This is a genomic window from Bizionia gelidisalsuginis (assembly GCF_008086185.1).
Taxonomy (GTDB): Bacteria; Bacteroidota; Bacteroidia; order Flavobacteriales; family Flavobacteriaceae; genus Bizionia; species Bizionia saleffrena.
Genome location: NZ_VSKN01000006.1, coordinates 101728 through 124187 on the forward strand (window position 1 = coordinate 101728; position 22460 = coordinate 124187).

Consider the following 22460-nt stretch of genomic DNA (forward strand, 5'->3'; position numbering starts at 1 on the left):
ATGGGCAAAAATACAACGTTTTGTAGCCTTTTTACGAATAAATCCCATAAAAATTTTAAAATTTGTATTTTTGATTGTACATATGACTTACAAAACAAACGATTATCAGGAACAATTTAGTGGTTTTTTTAATACACCACATCTATTTAAATCAGCCGTTTTTGGCTTAGAGCCTTATGTTAAAAGCCCCGTAAACACCTTTGTTTTCGATGCGCCAATAAACCCGAAAGTGCGTTTAGGACATCGTGTGGAGCGTTTTGTTTCTGCGGAGTTGTTACAGATTTCAAATCTTAATATTTTAGCTGAAAATTGTCAAATTAAAAATGAAGAACGTACTATTGGCGAGCTCGATTGCTTGTTTTTAGAGGAAGGCACTCCGATTCATTTAGAAATTCAATTTAAATATTATTTGTACGACCCGTCTTTGGGTACCACAGAAATAGACCATTGCATTGGCCCTATGCGCCGCGATACGTTAACTAAAAAACTACACAAGCTAAAAACACACCAGCTACCACTACTCTATTCTCCTGAAACCAAGCCATTGCTGGATAGTTTAGGGTTACAAGTGGAAACTATTGAACAAAAAATATACTTTAAAGCACAATTATTTTTACCGCTTGGCGCCTCTATTACGCTCACTAATTTAAACCCAGATTGCGTTTATGGCTTTTATTTTAAATACCAAGATTTGCCGTTATTTGAAGACTGTAAATTTTATTGTCCTAAAAAAACCGACTGGCTGCTAGACCTCACAGCCGCCGTGAACTGGCAAACCTACGCACAGATACTTCCAAAATTAAATACTTATAAAGATGAAAACTATGCGCCATTATTATGGTTAAAACAGCCCAATGGGGAAATGACTAAATGTTTTGTAGTGGCGTGGTAAAGGAATTGAATTTACCTTAATTTATAACAGAGTGCATCAGTATAAATCCTGTGTATTTCTAAATATTTAAGTAAAATCAAAGCCTGAAAACTTAACTATTCTTCTTTACTTTGCAGTATTACTTTTTGATTAATTCTTGACTATGACAGAAACAGCTTCACAATACCAATTACATTCTGCTTTAAAAACCTATTTTGGGTACGATACTTTCCGCGGTCAGCAGCAGGAAATTATCCAAAACGTATTACAAAAAAAGGACACGCTTGTAATTATGCCAACGGGTGGAGGTAAATCGATATGTTTCCAAATACCAGCTGTTGTTTTAGAAGGATTAACGCTCGTTATTTCACCGTTAATTGCGTTAATGAAAGACCAAGTGGATGGCCTAAATGCCAACGGTATTAAGGCGTCTTTCTATAATAGTAGCCAGTCGTCGCAAGAGCAACAAAGCATAATTGAAAAAGTAATCACTAAAGAAATAAAACTATTATATGTCGCTCCTGAAAGTCTTTCGGGACTTGAAAATTTAGTGAATGAAAAATACATTAGTTGTGTCGCCATAGATGAAGCACACTGTATTTCTAGTTGGGGTCACGATTTTAGACCGTCGTACCAGCAATTAGGATTTTTGAAGAAAAAATTACCGAATACGCCAATTATTGCGTTAACTGCAACAGCCGATAAAGCTACGCGACAAGATATTGTAGAGCAACTTGAAATGCCACAAGCAGAGCAATTTATTTCGTCTTTCGATAGAAAAAATATAGAGTTAGAAGTCCGCCCAGCAGATGCTCGTGCAAAACAAATAGTCACTTTTATTAAAAAACATCCCGGGCAATCGGGTATTGTGTATTGCCTAAGTAGAAAAAACACAGAGCAAATCGCAAAAAAATTAAACGATAACGGTATTAATAGTGATTGCTACCACGCCGGATTGAGTTTTGAGGATAGAACCCGAGTACAAGAAGATTTTATTTTCGATAAAACGCAAGTCGTTTGCGCTACTGTTGCTTTTGGGATGGGAATTGATAAATCGAACGTGCGCTGGGTAATTCACCATAATATGCCAAAAAATATTGAAGGCTATTATCAGGAAATTGGACGTTCGGGACGAGATGGGCTAAAAGCAAAAGCCGTCTTGTTTCATAGTTATGCCGATGTTATTCAATTACGGAAATTTGCTACTGGAGCTTCTAATGAAGACGTTCAAATTGCAAAATTAGAACGTATGAAGCAGTTTAGTGAAGCCACTACCTGCCGACGAAAAATTTTATTAAGCTATTTCGGTGAATTGTTAGCTGATAATTGTGGTAACTGCGATGTCTGTAAAAACCCGCCAACGTTTTTTGATGGTAGCGTAATTGCTCAAAAAATTCTATCTACCATTACACGCGTGGATCAAAAAGAAGCAACAGGAACCATAATAGATGTGCTTCGTGGTGCCAACAATGCCAATATTTTAGACAAAGGTTTAAATGGTGTAAAAACTTTTGGAATTGGTCACGAAATCTCTTGGAAAGACTGGCAACAATACATAATACAATTGATAAATCAAGGGATTTGTGAAATCGCTTTTCATAGAAATAACGCATTACAACTGACCGATTTTTCAGAGAAAGTACTCTTTAAAGGATTAAAAGTACACTTAACGCATCCTGTTTATAGTAATGAGAAATCGAAAACTCCAACAGCAGCCGTTGCCTCGAAAAAAGTAAATAGCAATAGCTTATTCGAACGTTTACGAAAGTTACGATACCGTATTTCTCTAGAAGAAAACCTGCCAGCTTATCTTATTTTTAACGATGCGACGTTGAAAGAAATGGAACGTGTTCGCCCAATGTCTGAGAGTGAATTTTTAGCCATTTCTGGTGTCGGACAGCGAAAAATGGAAGTCTATGGTGATGAGTTTATAGCCGAAATACTTGATTTTATAGGCTCTAAAATTAAGAAACCTAAAAAAACGGACACACATTTAGTGACCTACGAATTGTATAAAACAGGATTATCTATTGAAGAAATATCACTTCAGCGAAAACTAAAAGCACCCACAGTGTATTCTCATATCGCCAAGTTATATTCCGACGGAAAAGATATTAATATTTACGATTTTGTATCAAAAAGTGATGTTGAAGCCGTTCATCAAGCAAAAATAGAATTAGAATCACCTAACGCTTTAAAAGATTATTTCGACTATTTTAATGAGCAAATGGACTATTTTAAAATCCGTTTAGCATTAAGTGTTATTGATAAGGATGAGTAATAGTAATGAAAAACACCAAAAATAAAAATAACGAAAAGATTCAATTACGAGAAGCAATAGCTATTGGAATTGGAGGAATGGTTGGCGGTGGTATTTTTGCTGTTCTAGGTCTTGCTGTTTCGCTCGCTAAAGGAGGCACGCCAATCGCGTTTTTAATTGCTGGTGTGTTGGCATTGTTTACAGCATATAGTTATTCTAAATTGTCTCAGGCATTTCCTGATAAAGGCGGCACCGTACGCTTTGTTAATGAAGGTTTTGGGAAAACTATATTTAGTGGTAGTATAAATAACTTGCTTTGGGTGAGTTATGTTATTATGTTGGGTTTGTATGCCTCTGCTTTTGGGTCTTACGCACCAAATCTTTTAGAAATTACCGGTCGTTATTCTTTAGACACACATCTTTATTCGAGTGCGATTATCATTCTCGCAACCGCCATAAATTATTATAGTGTTAAGGTGGTTAGCAAAATAGAATCGTATGCGGTAGTTATAAAACTTATTATTTTAATTGCTTTTATTTTTATTGGAGGTTATGGTTTATTTGAAAACCCTAACGTAACGCAATTGGCTTTTTCAAATTGGGAAACTCCCGTAAATTTATTAACGGGAGGAATGGTTATTTTTGTGGCTTATGAAGGTTTTGAGCTTATTGCCAATGCCGCTCCAGATATTAAAGATCCTAAAAAAAACATTTCGAAAGCCTACCTATACTCGGTAGTATTTGTAATTGTATTATACATAATAATTGCCATAGTAACGGTAGGATCGTTACCTTTTAGTGAGATTGCGAAAGCGGAAGACTACGTTTTAGCCGAAGCTGCCAAACCATTATTGGGGAAAATAGGTTTTACAATTATAACAGTAGCTGCGCTTATTTCTACATTTTCAGCAATAAATGCATCGTTGTATGGAGGAAGTCGTGTTAGTTTCGAAATTGCTGAAGACGACGAGCTTCCATCAGAATTTACTAGACAATTATGGAACCAACCTATCGGGTTGTTTATAACGGCTATTTTAACGTTAATATTAACCAATACGATGCATTTAGAAAGTATTTCGACCGCAGGAAGCGTGGGCTTTTTACTTATTTTCGCAATCGTTAATTATATAGCCTTTAGATTTTCAAAACAAATAAAAGCGAATAAAATGATCCCTTTATTAGGATGTCTTTTTTGTTCCATTGCATTAGTTACGCTTATTTTTCAACAATTTACCGCTAATAAAACGGGTGTAATTGTCTCCCTTTCGGTTATTGTAATGTGCTTTTTAATAGAATATATTTACAAAACTTTAGAACGAAAAAATATTCGTTAATAACTCCTCACCTTTCGGCTTTAAAAAAACCTTAAAAACACTTACTTTGCGTCTTCAAAAATTATACTATAAGTGAAAGTTTGTATCGCCGAAAAACCTAGTGTAGCAAGAGAAATTGCTTCTGTTTTAGGAGCCAACACCAAGCGTGATGGTTACTACGAAGGCAATGGGTATGCAGTTACCTATACTTTTGGTCACTTATGCACTTTAAAAGAACCCAACGATTATAAACCGCACTGGAAAAGTTGGGATATAAACAACTTACCAATGTTGCCCGATAAATTTGAGACGAAAGTCACCAAAGATTCTGGAATACAAAAACAGTTTAAAATTGTAAAAAGCTTGTTTGATAAAGCCGATGTGGTAATAAACTGCGGCGATGCGGGACAGGAAGGAGAACTCATACAGCGCTGGGTTTTAGACCAAGCAAATTATAAAGGCGAAGTGCAACGTCTATGGATTTCGTCCTTAACCACTGAAGCTATTAAAGAAGGATTTAAGAATCTACAACCGTCTTCAAAATATGACAATTTATATTATGCAGGATTTTCGCGTGCTATTGGCGACTGGTTATTAGGAATGAATGCCACGCGTTTATACACGGTAAAACATGGTGGTTATAAGCAAGTATTGTCTGTTGGTCGTGTGCAAACCCCCACTCTAGCCATGGTTGTAAACCGGTTTAAAGAGATTGAAGACTTTAAACCACAACCGTATTGGGAATTACAAACCTTATACCGCGACACTTTATTTAGTTACGAAGAAGGGCGTTTTACCAATGTCGAAGCGGGTCAAGTTCTTGCCGACAAGGTAAAAGCTCACGATTTTGAAATTGTCTCTATTAGCAAAAAGAATGGTAACGAATACGCCCCTAAGCTGTTCGATTTAACCGGTTTACAAGTGTTTTGTAATACGAAATTTGGTTTTTCGGCCGATGAGACCCTTAAAATCGTTCAGAAATTATACGAGCAGAAAGTGGTAACCTACCCGAGAGTTGATACTACATTTTTACCTAATGATGTGTACCCAAAAGTTGAAAGCACATTGCGAAACATTACAAAATACAGTGCGTTAACTGCTCCGCTTTTAGGAAAAAAAATAAAGAAATCGAAAAGGGTTTTTGACGATTCTAAAGTTACCGATCACCACGCAATAATTCCTACAGGAGTTCAGATTAATTTGCAATACAACCAACAACAGGTTTACGATATCATTACGCGCCGTTTTATTGCTGTGTTTTATGACGATTGTAAAGTAGCAAATACAACGGTAATAGGTAAAGCAGATACGGTTAACTTTAAAACCACTGGAAAAGAAATATTGAGTAAAGGCTGGCGTGTTGTTTTTGAATCTGCCGATTCTAAAACCAAAGAAGCGGGACTGTTACCGAGTTTTACTAAAGGTGAAAAAGGGCCGCACGAACCGTCGTTTTTAGAAAAGGAAACCAAGCCACCAAAACAGTTTACCGAGGCCACATTATTGAGAGCAATGGAAACTGCAGGTAAGCAAGTAGATGACGATGAGCTCAGGGATTTAATGAAAGAAAACGGTATTGGCCGGCCGTCTACACGTGCCAATATTATAGAAACACTCTTTAGACGCAAATACATAAAGCGCAATAAAAAACAAGTCCTACCTACGCTTACGGGTATCCAGTTAATTGATATTATTCAAAATGATATGCTTAAATCGGCTCAATTAACCGGTTTATGGGAAAAACAATTAAAAGATATTGAAAAAGGGGCCTACAGTGCTGGAGCGTTCATTAAAAATATGAAGCAAATGGTAGACCGCTTGGTGTACGATGTGCGCAGTGAAACCGTTAAAGCCAATATTTCTTATACCAATAATGCGATAACGAAACTGGGTATAAAAACAAAGTCAGAATCAAAAACAACGGCAAAACCTTCGCAAAAAGGAATTGTTGGTTATGAATGTCCGAAATGTAAAAACGGACAATTAGTAAAAGGAAAAAGTGCTTACGGCTGTAATTTATATGGTAAAAGTTGCGATTTTGTATTGCCTTTTAGTTTTGGTGAAAAGAAAATTTCTTCCAATCAATATTTAAGATTATTAAGCAAGGGATCGACGGTAAATTTGAAAGGTTTTAAGGTAAATGAGGCTTTAGTTGAAGGTTTGTTGCGCTTTGATGAGGCATTCAAATTAAAACTAGAACCGAAAAAAAGTGTTTCAAAAACCACTTCAAAAGAATCGTTAGAAGTAAATAGTTGTCCGAAATGTAAAACAGGGATCATTATAAAAGGGAAAACAGCGTATGGGTGTAGTGCCTACAAAGCGGGATGTGATTTTAGATTTTCGTACGCTGCTATTCGCGAAAAAGCAAACGGACAGACATTAACAAAAGCATTAGTTTACAGTATTTTAAATGGCGCGTAAACATCAGCATTTTAAAATGTATAAACCTTACGGAATGCTTAGTCAGTTTGCTAGTAATTCTACGCAACAAAAGCGCAAACGATTTTTAGGTGAGCTCAGTGATTTTCCAGAAAATACTATGCCTATTGGGCGATTAGACGAGAAAAGCGAAGGCCTACTATTGCTTACAACCAATGGTAAATTAAGTAATTTTATAAATAGTTCGTCCATCGAAAAAGAATATTATGCGTTAGTAGATGGCGCAATTTCTGAGGAAGACATACTCCAATTATGCAACGGTGTCGAAATAGGTTTTAATGGTAAAAAATACCAAACAAAACCGTGCAACGTATTTAAACTAGACCACGCTCCCAACCTTCCTGAGAGACAAAAGAAAATTCGTGACGAGCGACACGGTCCGACCACTTGGATATCAGTAACTTTAACCGAAGGTAAATTTAGACAAGTACGAAAAATGACGAGTGCTGTTGGTTGTTCTACTTTGCGTTTGGTGCGCATACGTGTTGGCAATATTCATTTAAAAACACTCCCTATAGGTGCCGTGGAAGATTTAGATCTTACTAATTTCATAACATAAAACAACGATAAAATGCCTAACTATTTATTAAAATAATAAAAGCTTGAAGTTAGGGTGTTTACACAGTGTTTTAACTAATCTTTAAGGTGTAAAACACTATAATCTCTATAAAACGCAGTATTTTTACGTTTAAAGAATAATTTTCAATGAAAGAAACACTAGCTACTTTTTTTTACGATTACTTTATAAAATTTCATATTCCAGAAACACTGGCGTTGTATTTAAACTTATTAGCAATGATAGTTATTTTACTTTTGCTATTGTATGTGATCGATAGAATAACGCGACGCGTTTTAATTTCATTGTTTTCGCGCTTTTCTTCATCAACAAAAACCAATTTTGATGATATTTTGTTGAGTCACCACGTGCCAAGAAATTTAGCACATATTATTCCCTTTATTGTTGCCTTAAAATTTGTTCCGGTTGTTTTTTATCATTTTGACGATGCTAATCATTTCTTTTTAAGAGCTCTGTTAGTATTAGGGATTATAATGGTTTTATGGATTGTGAGGAGTATTTTGCAATCGTTAAATAGCTATTTTAAAACCTTACCACGATTAAGAGATAAGCCCATAGATAGTTACATTCAGGTATTTATGATTTTCGCTTGGTTTAGCGGAATCATTTTTGCTTTGGCCGTTGTAAGCGGTATAGATGTATGGAGGTTTTTAACGGGGTTGGGAGCTATTTCGGCTGTTATTTTATTAATTTTTAAAGACACTATCTTAGGTTTCGTAGCGAGTATTCAAGTGGCTATTAATGATATGGTCCGCATTGGTGACTGGATTACCTTCGAAAAGTTTGAAGCTGATGGGGATGTAATAGAGATAAATCTATCGACGGTAAAGGTCCAGAATTTCGATAAAACTATCACTACAATACCCACTTATGCTTTAATTTCTGATTCGTTTAAAAACTGGAGAGGAATGACAACTTCTGGTGGTCGACGTATTAAAAGGCATATGTTAATTAAGCAAAGTAGTATTAAGTATTTAACAGATGCTGATATAGAACGCTTAAAGGAAATTCAGTTAATTTCTGATTATGTTGCACAACGTCAAGATAAAATAAAATCGTATAACACCGATAACAATATTAATAAAGAGTTATTGCTAAACGGAAGAAACTTAACGAATATTGGTGTGTTTAGAAAGTACATACAAACATCGCTCGAAAATCATCCAGCTTTAAATAAAGAGATGATTGCAATGGCGCGACAGTTACAACCTACAACGCAAGGTATTCCACTGGAGATTTATGCCTTTAGTAGTGATAAACGTTGGAAAAATTACGAATATATTATGTCGGATTTATTCGATCACTTTTTAGCAGCTGTACCATATTTCGATTTAGAATTGTTTGAATTACCGAGCTCTCATGGAAGTAAAAAAATGGGACCAAGAACTGATGATGCAAAGGACGATTTTAGCGAAGACAAGACAAACGCTGAAGCCGTTGATAAAGAAAATACTAGAGATAATAAAAAAGAGAGAAAGAACACAAAAAAAGAAACGGATAAGGGCTTAGATTATAATAATTTAAATCCTCAATAATAACTATCATTCAAAACCAAAAAACCTCGATTTATATAAAATCGAGGTTTTTTAATTTATGGTTGTTATTGTTATATTTTCTTAACACGAACGGCATTTAGGCCCTTCATTCCTTTCTCTAGTTCAAATTGTACTTTATCGTTTTCAGCAATCTCATCGATTAATCCGCTAACGTGACAAAAGTATTTTTCACTATCTAGTGCATCAATAATAAAACCAAATCCTTTAGAAGAGTCGTAAAACGACACTTTTCCTTTGTGGATTGGATCTACTTCTTCCTCATCTCCTTCTTCTCTTCTAGGCACTCCTAAAACGATGTTTTTCGCTTTCACCTTTACTTTGTCCTCTGGATTTGGTGGTGTATCCGTTAGGTTACCATTAAAATCTACATAGGCCATAGGTATTCCCGAAGTTCCATTTTCAGTAGATTCAGCTTTACGAGCATCCATCTTCTTTCTTTTCTCCTCTCTCTTCTTGAGGCGTTTTTTTTCTTTTTCTAATTTGTTAAATGTCTGTTGCGACTTTGCCATTATTTTTTTTGAATATTTGTTACTTAAAATTAAAAATTGATAATCTATTATTTACAAAAGTACGAATTTGTTGCGTTAAAACGAAAAAAAATATTTTATTCGTTTTTTACGCTATCTTCTTCTTTTACAAGCGTTATAGTTGCTTTTACTCCTGTGGCTAAATTCCATTGATTTGAAGAGATCACAATTCCTTTGTCATCCAACACTTCAAACTGTGCTGTATTTGGCCCGCTAGAGCCTTGGTTTAGAGCTTCAAAATCAATAACATTTAATCCTGGTTCTAAGGTTAAAAACAATCCTTTAAAGTGTGTTTCTAATAACACGCGTTCTCTAACCATTTCTCCATTTACATATACCCGAATTAAATCGCCATCAGGGTATTGATGATCGCGATATACAATGTTAACACGCGCTGCACTGGTACTAAATTCGCCTAAATACTGCGTAACTGTGCTTCCGTTTTGACGGCGCTCATCGTCTGGTCGCAATTTTAGCGCATTCTTTAATTGGTCTTGGTATAACTCGGCAGGGTTTCTAAATTTAGTTTCATTTGTAATCGAAAAATTACGACGTCTTGCCACTGGTAGTTCTTCTTTCTTAGGGATTTTTACCTCAGTATTAGACGCGGCTGGTGTCGCCCCAAAAACAGGTTCAGGATTTATAATAAGCTCGTTGTCTTCCTTTGGGTCTTCAACCGCTTCAGCTGGAATAATAATAGAGGTGTTTTCACGATCCACCTGCGCACTCAAACGGAACGCACACACTACTATAAATAAAAAAGCAAATCTAAATTTCATTAATTAATTACATCTTTGAAACTAAAATAAACCAAAAACCATACCTAACTGTAAATAAAAACATAAAATTGGTTTCTGGCTCGTATTTTTAGGATTTATGAAAAGTAAAACAGCCTATAAATCTATATTTAAAGGCTGTTTAAAAAATTGTTTTATGTCTCGCTTTTTAATAATCTAAAAGTGCTAGTAATTCAGCTTCGAATTTATCGCGTGATAAATATTGATCTTCTAATTGATTAATAAAAGGAATTGGCGTGTCTAAACTAGCCACTCGTTTTACCGGAGCGTCTAAATACTCGAAGCAATGTTCCATTAGTAATGCTGAAATATCACTAGCGATACCACCAAAAAGCGAGTCTTCTTGTAAAATAATAGCGCGACCTGTTTTCTTAACCGATCTATAAATAGAATCGGTATCTAAAGGCTGAAGCGTTCGTAAATCGAGAACATCGGCCTTTATATTTGGGTGTTTTTCTAGTGTGTTTAATGCCCAATGTACTGCGGCGCCATAAGCAATAACGGTGACCTCGTCTCCTTCACTTAACAACGCAGCTTTACCAAATGGAATTGTAAAATAATCGGTGGGTACTTCCTGACGAATACTTCTGTACAAGGCTTTATGCTCGAAGAATAATACGGGGTTTGGGTCGTTAATAGCGGTAGCAAGTAATCCTTTAGCATCTCTGGGGAATGCTGGGTAAACAACCTTTAAACCCGGTGTTTTTGTAAACCAGGCCTCATTGGTTTGCGAATGAAACGGTCCGGCCGCAACTCCTGCGCCACAAGGCATACGTAAAACAACGTCCGCATTTTGGTTCCAGCGGTAATGCGATTTTGCCAAATAATTAACCACCGGATTGAATCCTGAGGTTACAAAGTCACTAAATTGCAGTTCGACTACACTTTTAATTCCGGCGATAGATAAGCCCATTCCCGTTTCAATAATTGCCGACTCACAAATGGGCGTGTTACGCACTCTGTCTTTTCCAAACTGTTCGACAAAACCATCGGTAATTTTAAAAACACCACCATATTCGGCAACATCTTGACCCATAATCACTAAATCTTCATGGCGTTCCATAGATTGCTTCAGACCTTGAGAGATGGCATCAATTAAGCGTAATTCTTCAGTGATTGAATTTTCTTTAAACTCCTGGTATTCAAATTTTTTATAAACATCATTTAACTCATTAGTTTCAGAAGCTTCAATTTCTTCTTCGGCTCCTGCACGCTTTAAAGCGGTATCAATTTCCGCTTTAAACTCAGCTTTTAAACGCAAGTCTACCGCTTCTGTTAAAATTTGCTCTTCAATTAAAAAATGCTTAAAATTATTTATTGGATCTTTTTCTGCCCATATATCTATAAGATCTTGTGGGACATATTTTGTACCGCTCGCCTCTTCGTGACCACGCATTCTAAAAGTTTTAAATTCAATTAAAATTGGTCGTGGATTACTTCTAATGCTTTTTGCTAATTCTGAAACCTTAGTATAGACTTCAATAATATTATTTCCATCAATAATATGAGATTCTATACCATACCCAATAGCTCTATCAGCTAAATCCTTACAATTATATTGCTCACTTGTTGGTGTAGACAAACCATAACCGTTATTTTCGATACAAAACAAAACGGGTAATTGCCATACTGAAGCGACGTTTAAAGCCTCGTGGAAATCGCCTTCGCTGGTTCCGCCTTCTCCTGTAAATACAGCTGTGGCTTGATTTTTATTTTTTAGTTTACTCGCTAATGCAATCCCATCGGCAACCCCTAATTGTGGCCCTAAGTGAGATATCATACCTACGATTTTAAATTCTTGGGTTCCAAAATGGAAACTACGGTCGCGACCTTTTGTAAACCCCGAGGCCTTACCTTGCCATTGTGAGAATAAACGGTGCAACGGAATGTTACGCGCGGTAAACACACCTAAATTACGGTGCATTGGTAAAATATACTCGTCGTCGTTCATAGCCAACGTGACTCCTATAGAAATGGCTTCTTGGCCAATACCACTAAACCATTTGCTAATTTTACCTTGCCGTAATAAAATTAACATTTTCTCCTCGATCACGCGAGGTTTTAACATTGCTTTGTATAATTCTAAAAGTGTAGCGTTGCTTAGAGACGCCCTTTTATATTCTATTTTGCTTTTCATTTCTGAAATTGTGTTCATACTAATCGTTTTTCAAATATAGCATATTTGCCGTAATACTATTAAAAGGGCGTTAAAAATATGGATTATAAACTTTGCTATGTTTTCTTTACATTTGTATTAATAATTGACATTAAAAACGAGCATAAATGAATAGTATACCTAGCGTTAATTTAGAAGATTTTATTTCGGGAGATCCTGAAAGAAAGCAGCAGTTTATAAATGAAATTGGTATTGCGTATCAAGACATTGGTTTTGTGGCTCTAAAAGGACATTTTTTAGATGAAACTCTTGTAGAGAGACTTTATGGAGAGATAAAAAACTTTTTCGAATTACCGTTAGAAGTAAAACACAATTATGAAATTGAAGGTATTGGTGGGCAACGTGGCTATGTGTCGTTTGGGAAAGAAAGTGCTAAAGGTAAAAAAGAAGGCGATTTAAAGGAGTTTTGGCATTTCGGACAATACGTGGAGGATAACCCAGAACTCGCGAATGCCTACCCCGATAACGTTTACGTAAAGGAGCTGGAAGACTTTAATGACGTGGGAAAAGAAGCCTACGGAAGGTTAGAAAAAACCGCAAAATATGTGCTTAGGGCTTTGGCTTTATATTTAGAGCTAGAAGAAACCTATTTTGACCAATATATACACAACGGAAACTCTATTTTAAGACCTATACATTATCCACCAATTACTGAAGAGCCTAAGGCAGCCGAACGTGCAGCAGCACACGGAGATATTAATTTAATTACCCTTTTAATGGGAGCCCAAGGTCGCGGTTTACAAGTAAAAAATAACGATGGCGAATGGATAGATGCTATTGCAGGGCCCGATGAAATAATGATTAATGTGGGAGATATGTTATCGCGACTCACTAATAATAAATTAAAATCGACCATTCATAGAGTCATTAATCCGCCACAAGATCAATGGGGAACATCGCGTTATTCGATTCCGTTTTTTATGCATCCTATTAGTGAAATGAAATTGGATGTTTTAGACGGTTGTATCGATGACAAACATCCGAAGCAATTTGAGAATATTACTGCTGGCGATTTTTTGAATGAACGCCTTATTGAATTAGGATTGATTAAAAAATAATTAAAACCGAAATGTAATCGCTTTTAGCAATTACAATTCACTATTGAAAATACAATGGATTTACAAGACCAATTGAAATCACTTTTTCCAGAGCACGAGGCTTCTATAACTGAAGATAAATCAGTTGAAGAATCTTCTAATATTTGGATTCAAGAGGATCCTATTTTATGTAAATACGAAAAGCGTAAAGGAAAACCCACCACGATTATAGATGGGTATGCCGGAGCTACTGAGGATTTTAAAATGTTAGCCAAAGAATTAAAACAAACGCTAAGTGTTGGAGGGAGTTTTAAAGATGATAAGATAATTATTCAGGGTGATTATCGCGATAAGATAATGTCTATACTAAAAGATAAAGGATTTAATGTAAAACGCGTTGGCGGTTAATAAATGTCAGAGAACACATTACATATCACAAATGGCGAAATCTTAACTAAATATCTTCAAAAACTTAATTTTGAAGGTGATATGTTATCGTGGGACGAAATGTTATGTGAAGGTCCAACGGTAAAAGATGTTACCTCTGCTAAGTTTTTAGACTTACGTAAAGCGTTTTTTAAAAACACGTATGGTTTCGATTATAAGGAAGACGAATTTATTTCTGAAATACACCGGTTAGACCATATTAACACTTATAAACGTGTCGTTCTTTGGTTTGAATACGATTTATTTTGCCATATAAATTTAATAGCCATTATCAGTCTGATAATGCAAAAAAAAGCGATTATTCCCTTATATCTGGTTTGTAGCGGGCGCATTGATAACGAAAAAGTCTTGAAAGGATTGTCGCAATTAACGCCACAGCTACTTAAAGAACATTATACTAATAAAATAAGACTAACGGTAGACGACATTTCACTTGCCGAAAAGGCGTGGTCCATATATTGTGGGAACAATCATAATTTGTTAATTCCTTTAATTGTTAGACCGTCTAATTTTATATATTTAAGTAACTGTCTAAAAGCACATTTAAGGCGTTTTGCAGATACAAGAAGTGGCTTAAATACTTTGGAGTATAACATTCTTAAATTAATTAATACCCATACTATCAATTCAAGGCATCACCTCTCTGGTTATGTACTGCATTATCAAGGCTTTTATGGCTATAGTGATTTGCAAATAGAACGTATTGTTAATAGCTTAGAGTCGTTTTATACAGAAACGAAAGATGAATTAATACTAAACAGAGATGGTTATTTGCTTATAGAGCATCAAAAAAATGTCTTTAATACTATCGATACAGATATGGAATACGGCGGCGTTAGAAAATGCGAATTTACCTATTTTAAAGATCAGAATAAACTTATAAAAACAACCTTAAATGCCCATTAAAGAATCAGAATTAATTTTAAATCCAGATGGTAGCGTTTACCACTTAAATATTCGTCCGGAACATTTGGCTAAAACGGTGATTACTGTTGGCGACCCCGATCGTGTCGATGACGTGACAAAGTATTTCGATAGTGTGCGTTTTAAAACACGTAAACGTGAATTTCATACGCAAACGGGGGTGTATAAAAATAAACCGATAACTGTAATTTCTACAGGTATTGGCACAGATAATATTGATATTGTTTTAAATGAATTAGACGCTTTAGCTAACATAGATTTTGAAACGCGTAAAATTAAAAAAGAATTAACGACGTTAGATATTATTAGAATAGGTACTTCGGGCTCTATTCAAAATAACATTCCTATCGATTCGTTTTTAATAAGTGAGTACGCTGTAGGGTTCGACAGCTTACTTCATTTCTATAAAAGTGATGCGGTACAGTATAAAAATATTTCTGAAGCTTTAATAGAACACACCCAATGGTGCGATCAAAAATCGAGTCCGTATGTCGTAAAATGCGATGACATATTATTTAAACAGTTAAATTCAGATAAAACACATTCAGGATTTACCGCAACCAACGCTGGTTTTTATGGTCCGCAGGGCCGAGTATTACGATTAGCCTTGCAAGATGATACTTTAAACGATAAATTAGCTAACTTTAATTTTGAAGGACAAGCCATTACAAATTTAGAAATGGAAACTGCCGGTATTTATGGATTATCGAAGCTTTTAGGTCATCGTGCCGTGTCTATGAACGCTATAATTGCCAATCGCGCCAATGGAGAGTTTACAAAAAATGCTAAAAGCACCATTGATAGTTTAATACACTATACTTTAGATAAATTAGTAGACTAATATTTAATACAGAATTCCGTAGAAAAGGAATAGACACATTATAATGAAAAAAGTAAAAATTGGAGGGGTTCCGGAACATTTTAATTTGCCTTGGTATTTAGGTTTAAAAAATGGAGAGTACAAGGACGCGGATATTAACTTGCGCTGGCATAACTATTTTGGTGGCACAGGTGAAATGAATAATGCGCTTAGAAATGGAGACATTGATATGGCGGTTATTTTAACCGAAGGTATTATCGCCGATATTATTGCAGGAAATAGAAGTAAAATTGTACAAACGTTTATTCAAACACCTCTAATTTGGGGAATTCACGTTGCCGATCAATCAGGTTTTAAATCCATAAAAGACTTAAGAGGTACTAAAGCAGCAATAAGTAGATATGGTTCTGGCTCACATTTAATGACTTACGTTAATGCGAAAAACAACGATTGGAATTTAGAAGAAGATCTAGATTTTGAAGTTATAAAAAATCTAGATGGTGCTGTAGAAGGTTTAACAGAAGGTACCGCCGATTATTTTATGTGGGAGAAATTTACCACGAAACCATTAGTAGATAACGGTACATTTAAGCGCATCGGTAACTGCCCTACTCCTTGGCCTTGTTTCGTAATTGCCGTACGCGAAGAATTTTTAGAAACCAATCGCGACGTCGTTAAAACTATTTTAGATATTATTAATAACACAACTGTAGATTTTAAAAATATCCCGAATATTGATAAAATGATTGCTCAGCGTTATAAACAAGAGATTGAAGATGTACAGCAATGGTTGTCGCTTACCGAGTGGTCACAAACGCTTATCGATGAGCCTACAATTAATAAAGTTCAAGATCAATTATTAGCTTTAGATATTATTCCTAAAAAATTAGATTACAAAGATTTAGTAGAGAAATTATAATACATTTATACTAAAAAAAGCGAGCTGCATAGTGCGCTAACAACACATAAATGGCTATGAAAATAACATCTGCAATCCTACTAACGACTATCGCACTTTGCGCGGGCCTTTGTTGCCCGGAAGAAGACGATTACAACGGTCATAATTACACCGTAGAAAATGATGCTTTACTTTCTGTGGAAGGCAACGTGAGTACTTTAAATCTAGGAGACACTTTATATTTTGAAACTGCAATTAGCGATACGCAAAGTACGACCACTAATGAAAATATTTCGATTAGCGATTTCACACAATCCGGTGAACCTATAACTTACAGCCTTTTGGTTTATAAACTAAATAGTTACGGGAATTTTGATAGGATAACCTTAAATGATGATAGCATAACAACAATTGAAGGTTCTGTCTTTGTTGTTGAAGACCCGAACAACCCCTATCTACAATTAAAAACTGTGCTTACAGAAAACACGTATAAAAATAAATTCGGTGTAACAGTGTTGGAGGCAGGAACGTATTATATTGGAGGTGATTTTAACACTTATAACGGAAAAATTGGAATCTACACAACTAACGAATTTGGAACACTAAATATCACCACTAAAATTGTGAATTCAAATACTGAAGGGCGCTATATATTTACCATCAATTAACGAGTGAACTAGTCGCAAATTACCAGTCAATCGTTGTCTTACCTTGATCTTCTAAGAGTGTATTCACTTGACTAAAATGTGAATTTCCAAACCAATAGCCACGGTTGGCGCTAAGTGGAGACGGATGACCAGACGTTAAAATAGTATGTTTGCTAGCGTCAATTAATTTAGCCTTTTTCTTTGCAAATCCACCCCAAAGTAAAAAAATCACCTTTTTATTATGTGTACTTATTGTTTTAATCACAGCATCGGTAAATGGTTCCCATCCTTTTTTTTGGTGACTTGCTGCTTCGTGAGCACGAACTGTTAACGTTGCATTTAACAAAAATACGCCCTGTTGCGCCCAACGTTCTAAATTTCCTGATACGGGGTACGCCTTTCCTAAATCGGTGTTAATTTCTTTAAAAATATTAATTAGAGACGGTGGGTGCGATACCCCATCATTTACGCTAAAACACAATCCATTCGCTTGATTAAAATTATGGTAAGGATCTTGACCAATTATAACTACTTTAACCGCGCTAAACGTACATATTTCGAACGCTTTAAAAACGTCTTCTTCCGCAGGGAAACAATCTGTTGTTGCATATTGTTCCTTAATAAACGCTATTAAATTAAGAAAATATGGCTTTTGCAGTTCATCTTTTAGAAAAAAACTCCAACTCTCTGGTAGTGTTAATTGCATAAGGTCTTCGGGTTGTAAATTATAAAACTCTAAAATAGTACTATCTTTAAAATTATAAAATAATTATTGCTTTTTATAGGGCTTTACTTTTTTAGAATTTTAAATTTGCAGATTAATTAACGACGTCGTTCTATCAGTATTTTGAATATGAAAAATATAAAATTTCCTACAGCACAAACTATTTTATTAATTATTGCTGCTTTGGTAACCTTACTAACATGGTTAATTCCTGCCGGAAAATACAATACATTAGCTTACGATTCCGCTTCAAGTACATTTATTGAAGTCGCTAAAGATGAAACGAAGACCTTACCTGCAACCCAAGCAACTTTAGACGGATTATCGATAAAAATTCCATTAGAAAAATTTACGAGTGGCGACATTTACAAAGCCATTAATATACCCAATACTTACCGAGAATTAGAAGCGAAACCACAAGGAATAACCGATTTTATTAAATCGCCTATTAGAGGAATTATTGAAGCTGCCGATATTATTTTCCTTGTTTTAATTATTGGAGGTTTAATTGGTATTATTAATAGTACCGGGGCTTTCGATGCTGGAATTTCTTGGTTAGCGCGTATTTTAAAAGGTAGAGAATTCATTTTAATCATTTTGGTAACCACTTTGGTGGCTGCAGGAGGAACTACTTTTGGGCTTGCCGAAGAAACCATTGCCTTCTTCCCTATTTTAATTCCTGTTTTTCTCGCCGCTAAATACGACGCTTTAGTAGGAATTGCTTGCATTTTTATAGGTTCTTCAATTGGTACAATGTGCTCGACGATAAACCCTTTTAGCACAATTATTGCGAGCGATTCTGCTGGAATAAGTTGGACAACTGGGTTGCCTGGTCGTGTGTTTATGTTAGTAAGTTGCTTGTCGATTTGCATTTTTTACATTATGCGTTATGCCAAACGTGTAAAAAACGATCCTACAAAATCTATAATTTACGATCAAAAGGAGCAAATTGAAGCTCTTTTTGGAGAGAAAAAAGACCACACAGTAACTTTTACATTACGTTTACGTTTAGCGCTATTAGTATTCGCGCTTTGCTTTTTAGTAATGATTATTGGTGTATCGTTGTTAGACTGGTGGTTTTTAGAAATGACATCTACCTTTTTAGTTGGTGCTATTTTAATTGGTATTATAACTCAAATTAGCGAATCTGATTTTGTTGAAACATTTGTTAAAGGAGCTGCCGATTTATTGGGAGTTGCCTTAATAATTGGTATTGCACGTGGCGTAACAGTCATTATGGCCGATGGTTTAATTAGTGACACGATGTTGTATTATGCCAGCGGTATAACCGAAGGAATGTCTAAAGGTTTGTTTGCCAGTGTTATTACTATTATTTACGCCGGGCTTTCATTTTTTATCCCGAGTTCCTCTGGGATGGCGGTATTAACTATGCCTATTATGTCACCTCTTGCCGATACCGTAAATGTTGGTCGTGAAATAGTGGTTAACGCTTACCAATATGGATTGGGTTTATTCTATTTAATTAACCCAACAGGATTAATTTTAGCGTCTCTAGCGGTTGTAAAAGTGGGCTTTAATAAATGGTTAAAGTTTATTATGCCGTTATTTATTGTTTTAATTGTATTTACTTTAGTAGTAATGACGGTATCGGTGTATCTATAAAACATAACATTTAAGAAATCTAATAAAATGGAGAATATGGAGGCTAAAACTAAGTAAAGCAAACTGTTCTAAAAGTGTATCATTTAAATAGGAATACGTAACTTTGTTATTATTTAAAAAAAAGAAATTAACAAAGCGAATGTACCGCATATGCGAAGAAACTAATGATAAGTATTCACGAAAAAACATTACAAGATTTAGAGTTTTCAACGGTTTTAGAACAAGTGAGCGAGCACTGTGTTACGCATCTGGGTCATTTAAAAACCTTAGATATTGCGCCGTTTAAGAACAAAGAACAGCTTCTTAAAGAGTTACAAGTCACCAACGAATACCTCTCTTCTTTTTATAACGATAATCGCATCCCAAATCACGGTTTCGATACCATTTCTAAGGAATTACAATTACTTAAAATTGAAAACACATTTTTAGAACCTCACAGTCTTAAAAAAATAGTTTCCATTTCGCTTACGTGTAACGAGATTGTAAAATTCTTAAAGAAGTTTGAAATTTACTATCCGGGGTTAAAAGCCTTTTCCTCTCAAATAGAAATCACTAAAGCGCTTATTGAATCTATAGACGCTGTCATTGATCGATTTAATGATGTTAAAGATAATGCGTCGCCATTATTAAACGCTATTCGTCAAAATATAAATAAGCTTAAAGGTAAAATAAATTCAAGTTTTACATCGGCTTTAAATATGTATCATAATCTTGAGTATTTAGACGATATTCGAGAATCTGTAGTCGATAATAAGCGTGTTTTAGCTGTAAAAGCAATGCACCGCCGCAAGGTGAAAGGCGCTATTATGGGTGGAAGCAAAACGGGTAGTATTGTTTATATAGAACCCGAAACGACTTTACTTCATACGCGAGAATTAAACAATTTAGAATATGAAGAAAGCGAAGAAATCGTCAGAATTTTAAAGCAATTAACGAACTTTTTACGCGATTACTTACCTCTAATTGAAAATTATCAATTGTTTCTAACTGAGATGGATGTTATTTCAGCCAAAGCGAGATATGCAAGGTCTATAGATGGGATTTTACCCGAAATTACCGAAGAAAAAAACGTCTATCTTCGAGATGCTTATCACCCACTACTCTATTTAAACAATTTAAAGAAGAAACAGAAAACGTACCCGCAAACTATAGAATTAGACCAAGAGAGTCGTATTATCGTAATCTCTGGCCCAAATGCAGGCGGAAAAAGTATCACGCTTAAAACGGTGGGATTATTACAGTTAATGTTTCAAAGCGGACTCTTAATTCCGGTTCATGAACGTAGTAAAGTGAGTGTTTTTGATCGTATTTTAACCGATATTGGCGATAATCAATCCATAGAAAATCAATTAAGTACCTATAGCTATCGATTAAAACAGATGAATTTCTTTTTAAAGAAATGTAATAAAAACACTTTGTTTTTAATTGATGAATTTGGAACCGGATCCGATCCTGAACTCGGAGGGGCTTTAGCTGAAACGTTTTTAGAAGAGTTTTATGCTAGAAATGCTTTCGGTATAATTACTACCCATTACGCTAATTTAAAAATTCTAGCCAGTGAAAAGCCAGAAATGATTAATGCAAATATGATGTTTAACGAGCGTACTTTAGAACCTATGTACCGTTTAGCTTTAGGGCAACCCGGTAGTTCTTTTACCTTTGAAGTCGCACAAAAAAATGGTATTCCTTATGGCTTAATTAATAGGGCGAAAAAGAAAATTGAACGGAGTAAAGTACGTTTTGATGCCACCATTGCAAAGCTTCAAAAGGAACGTTCGCGTTTAGAGAAAACCTCGGAATCCTTAAAAATTAACGAAAAGAAAAAACAAACAGAAGCTGATAAACTAGAAGGTATTAATGAGAAGATTCAGAAAAAGTTAGAAAGCTATCAAGAATTATACGACGATAATCAGCGTTTAATTTATTTAGGTCAGAAAGTAAATGATATTGCTGAAAGCTTCTTCGAAAACAATCGTAAGAAAGAACTAATGGGTGAGCTATTTAAATTAGTTCAAATAGAAAATTCTAAACGCAAGAAAGTAACAGCCAAAGAGAAAAAAATTACTAAAGAAAAAGTAACACAAGTAAAAAAGGAAGCAGAAAAGAAAGTTGACGTTATTCGTGAAAAGAAAAAGAAAGCTAAAGAAAAAGCCATTGTTGTAGAGAAACCAAAACCCATTTTAAAAGTAGGCTATCGTGTAAGAATGCAAGACGGCCGATCGGTGGGTAGTATCGATAGGATTGAGAAAAATAAAGCCACTGTTAATTACGGTTTATTTACTACGATTGTTAGTATGGATTTATTAGAATTAGTTGAAGCTGTAACACTTAAAAAATGATATCAATTCCTAAACATAAACAACTTATCTTATTTGATGGTGTTTGTAATTTGTGCAATACTTCTATTCAATATGTAATTCGTCGTGATAAAAACAATACCTTTCTATTCGCAACGCTACAGAGCGATGTTGGTAGAGAGATGATAACGAAATTTAATATAGACCCTTTAAAAACCGACTCCATATTACTATATAGTCCAGGAAAGGGAATGTACACAAAATCTACAGCCGCTTTACGAATTGCAAAACATCTTGGTTTCCCTGTAAATGTGTTACCTGTCTTTTTAATTTTCCCCGCTTGTATTCGCAATATGGTTTATGATTTTGTTGCAAAAAACAGATACAAATGGTACGGTAAAAAAGAGCAATGTATGATACCTTCTCCCGAATTGCAATCGAAATTCATTGGAAAAACTAACGCATAAAAAAAGCCTGAATTATTAAAATTTAGGCTTTTCTTATTATAGTTTACTTAGATTGGCACTATT

19 protein-coding genes are annotated in these 22460 nt (G+C 35.1%); 15 read left to right on the plus strand and 4 right to left on the minus strand.

Translation table 11 applies throughout. The features are described 5' to 3' along the window. The first annotated feature begins 70 nt into the window (after positions 1–70). The 6 genes from ES677_RS06370 (at position 71) to ES677_RS06395 (ending at position 8992) form a co-directional block, all read left to right on the plus strand. Positions 71–892, plus strand: coding sequence for a DUF1853 family protein (locus ES677_RS06370; protein WP_148368881.1), 822 nt, complete (start codon positions 71–73; stop codon positions 890–892). A 142-nt stretch (positions 893–1034) separates the two neighbouring features. Further along, a complete protein-coding gene (gene recQ / locus ES677_RS06375; protein WP_148368880.1) occupies positions 1035–3152 on the plus strand; it encodes a DNA helicase RecQ in 2118 nt (705 codons plus the stop codon). 5 nt (positions 3153–3157) lie between these two features. Further along, the gene (locus ES677_RS06380; RefSeq protein ID WP_148380783.1) at positions 3158–4465 is read left to right on the plus strand and encodes an APC family permease; all 1308 of its coding nucleotides are present in this window, start codon (positions 3158–3160) and stop codon (positions 4463–4465) included. 72 nt (positions 4466–4537) lie between these two features. After that, on the plus strand, positions 4538–6862 hold the full coding sequence (locus ES677_RS06385; protein ID WP_148380784.1) for a DNA topoisomerase 3: 2325 nt from the start codon (positions 4538–4540) through the stop codon (positions 6860–6862). Then, on the plus strand, positions 6852–7439 hold the full coding sequence (locus ES677_RS06390; protein ID WP_148368877.1) for a pseudouridine synthase: 588 nt from the start codon (positions 6852–6854) through the stop codon (positions 7437–7439). The genes ES677_RS06385 and ES677_RS06390 overlap by 11 nt, the downstream gene beginning before the upstream one ends. Before the next feature lie 146 nt (positions 7440–7585). Further along, positions 7586–8992 carry a mechanosensitive ion channel family protein gene (locus ES677_RS06395; RefSeq protein ID WP_148368876.1) on the plus strand — a complete coding sequence of 469 codons (1407 nt, stop codon included), beginning with the start codon at positions 7586–7588 and terminating at the stop codon, positions 8990–8992. A 71-nt stretch (positions 8993–9063) separates the two neighbouring features. On the opposite strand, the gene ES677_RS06400 is transcribed toward ES677_RS06395, so the two are convergent. The 3 genes from ES677_RS06400 to ES677_RS06410 form a co-directional block, all read right to left on the minus strand. Next, positions 9064–9522 (minus strand): cold-shock protein, encoded by a 459-nt coding sequence (locus ES677_RS06400; protein ID WP_148368875.1) that lies wholly within the window; start codon positions 9520–9522, stop codon positions 9064–9066. A gap of 95 nt (positions 9523–9617) precedes the next feature. Next, entirely contained in the window at positions 9618–10319 is a 702-nt protein-coding gene (locus ES677_RS06405) for a hypothetical protein (protein ID WP_148368874.1), read from the minus strand. Positions 10320–10485: 166 nt separating this feature from the next. Next, positions 10486–12492 (minus strand): alpha-ketoacid dehydrogenase subunit alpha/beta, encoded by a 2007-nt coding sequence (locus ES677_RS06410; RefSeq protein WP_148380785.1) that lies wholly within the window; start codon positions 12490–12492, stop codon positions 10486–10488. Between the two features lie 128 nt (positions 12493–12620). Between ES677_RS06410 and ES677_RS06415 the strand changes: the two genes are divergently transcribed. From ES677_RS06415 to ES677_RS06440, 6 genes are read left to right on the plus strand one after another with little or no spacing between them, the layout of a single operon-like run. Continuing rightward, on the plus strand, positions 12621–13571 hold the full coding sequence (locus tag ES677_RS06415) for an isopenicillin N synthase family dioxygenase (protein ID WP_148368872.1): 951 nt from the start codon (positions 12621–12623) through the stop codon (positions 13569–13571). A 54-nt stretch (positions 13572–13625) separates the two neighbouring features. After that, positions 13626–13958, plus strand: a complete 333-nt coding sequence (locus ES677_RS06420; RefSeq protein ID WP_148380786.1) for a translation initiation factor — start codon at positions 13626–13628, stop codon at positions 13956–13958. A gap of 3 nt (positions 13959–13961) precedes the next feature. After that, positions 13962–14903: a DUF1835 domain-containing protein gene (locus ES677_RS06425; RefSeq protein WP_148380787.1), complete on the plus strand. Its 942-nt coding sequence runs from the start codon at positions 13962–13964 to the stop codon at positions 14901–14903. Then, positions 14893–15762 carry a nucleoside phosphorylase gene (locus tag ES677_RS06430; RefSeq protein ID WP_148380788.1) on the plus strand — a complete coding sequence of 290 codons (870 nt, stop codon included), beginning with the start codon at positions 14893–14895 and terminating at the stop codon, positions 15760–15762. Before ES677_RS06425 ends, ES677_RS06430 begins: the two co-directional genes overlap by 11 nt. Before the next feature lie 43 nt (positions 15763–15805). Beyond that, positions 15806–16660 carry a substrate-binding domain-containing protein gene (locus tag ES677_RS06435; protein ID WP_148380789.1) on the plus strand — a complete coding sequence of 285 codons (855 nt, stop codon included), beginning with the start codon at positions 15806–15808 and terminating at the stop codon, positions 16658–16660. A gap of 56 nt (positions 16661–16716) precedes the next feature. After that, positions 16717–17307, plus strand: coding sequence for a hypothetical protein (locus ES677_RS06440; protein ID WP_148380790.1), 591 nt, complete (start codon positions 16717–16719; stop codon positions 17305–17307). A 19-nt stretch (positions 17308–17326) separates the two neighbouring features. On the opposite strand, the gene ung is transcribed toward ES677_RS06440, so the two are convergent. Then, complete coding sequence (gene ung, locus ES677_RS06445; protein ID WP_148368866.1) at positions 17327–17992, minus strand: uracil-DNA glycosylase; 666 nt, start codon at positions 17990–17992, stop codon at positions 17327–17329. Positions 17993–18139: 147 nt separating this feature from the next. Here ung and ES677_RS06450 point away from each other — a divergent pair, with 147 nt between their 5' ends. The 3 genes from ES677_RS06450 (at position 18140) to ES677_RS06460 (ending at position 22397) form a co-directional block, all read left to right on the plus strand. Continuing rightward, on the plus strand, positions 18140–19633 hold the full coding sequence (locus tag ES677_RS06450) for a YfcC family protein (protein ID WP_148380791.1): 1494 nt from the start codon (positions 18140–18142) through the stop codon (positions 19631–19633). A 164-nt stretch (positions 19634–19797) separates the two neighbouring features. Beyond that, on the plus strand, positions 19798–21972 hold the full coding sequence (locus tag ES677_RS06455; RefSeq protein WP_148380792.1) for an endonuclease MutS2: 2175 nt from the start codon (positions 19798–19800) through the stop codon (positions 21970–21972). Beyond that, on the plus strand, positions 21969–22397 hold the full coding sequence (locus ES677_RS06460) for a thiol-disulfide oxidoreductase DCC family protein (protein ID WP_148380793.1): 429 nt from the start codon (positions 21969–21971) through the stop codon (positions 22395–22397). The genes ES677_RS06455 and ES677_RS06460 overlap by 4 nt, the downstream gene beginning before the upstream one ends. Positions 22398–22460: the final 63 nt, after the last annotated feature.

What these genes read in the sequence shown, in the direction of transcription:
- recQ (WP_148368880.1), top strand. Translation starts at nt 1,035, where the DNA reads ATGACAGAAACAGCTTCACAATACCAATTACATTCTGCTTTAAAAACC.
- ES677_RS06380 (WP_148380783.1), top strand. Translation starts at nt 3,158, where the DNA reads ATGAAAAACACCAAAAATAAAAATAACGAAAAGATTCAATTACGAGAA.
- ES677_RS06390 (WP_148368877.1), top strand. Translation starts at nt 6,852, where the DNA reads ATGGCGCGTAAACATCAGCATTTTAAAATGTATAAACCTTACGGAATG.
- ES677_RS06395 (WP_148368876.1), top strand. Translation starts at nt 7,586, where the DNA reads ATGAAAGAAACACTAGCTACTTTTTTTTACGATTACTTTATAAAATTT.
- ES677_RS06400 (WP_148368875.1), bottom strand. Translation starts at nt 9,522, where the DNA reads ATGGCAAAGTCGCAACAGACATTTAACAAATTAGAAAAAGAAAAAAAA.
- ES677_RS06405 (WP_148368874.1), bottom strand. Translation starts at nt 10,319, where the DNA reads ATGAAATTTAGATTTGCTTTTTTATTTATAGTAGTGTGTGCGTTCCGT.
- ES677_RS06410 (WP_148380785.1), bottom strand. Translation starts at nt 12,492, where the DNA reads ATGAACACAATTTCAGAAATGAAAAGCAAAATAGAATATAAAAGGGCG.
- ES677_RS06415 (WP_148368872.1), top strand. Translation starts at nt 12,621, where the DNA reads ATGAATAGTATACCTAGCGTTAATTTAGAAGATTTTATTTCGGGAGAT.
- ES677_RS06420 (WP_148380786.1), top strand. Translation starts at nt 13,626, where the DNA reads ATGGATTTACAAGACCAATTGAAATCACTTTTTCCAGAGCACGAGGCT.
- ES677_RS06425 (WP_148380787.1), top strand. Translation starts at nt 13,962, where the DNA reads ATGTCAGAGAACACATTACATATCACAAATGGCGAAATCTTAACTAAA.
- ES677_RS06430 (WP_148380788.1), top strand. Translation starts at nt 14,893, where the DNA reads ATGCCCATTAAAGAATCAGAATTAATTTTAAATCCAGATGGTAGCGTT.
- ES677_RS06435 (WP_148380789.1), top strand. Translation starts at nt 15,806, where the DNA reads ATGAAAAAAGTAAAAATTGGAGGGGTTCCGGAACATTTTAATTTGCCT.
- ES677_RS06440 (WP_148380790.1), top strand. Translation starts at nt 16,717, where the DNA reads ATGAAAATAACATCTGCAATCCTACTAACGACTATCGCACTTTGCGCG.
- ung (WP_148368866.1), bottom strand. Translation starts at nt 17,992, where the DNA reads ATGCAATTAACACTACCAGAGAGTTGGAGTTTTTTTCTAAAAGATGAA.
- ES677_RS06450 (WP_148380791.1), top strand. Translation starts at nt 18,140, where the DNA reads ATGAAAAATATAAAATTTCCTACAGCACAAACTATTTTATTAATTATT.
- ES677_RS06455 (WP_148380792.1), top strand. Translation starts at nt 19,798, where the DNA reads ATGATAAGTATTCACGAAAAAACATTACAAGATTTAGAGTTTTCAACG.
- ES677_RS06460 (WP_148380793.1), top strand. Translation starts at nt 21,969, where the DNA reads ATGATATCAATTCCTAAACATAAACAACTTATCTTATTTGATGGTGTT.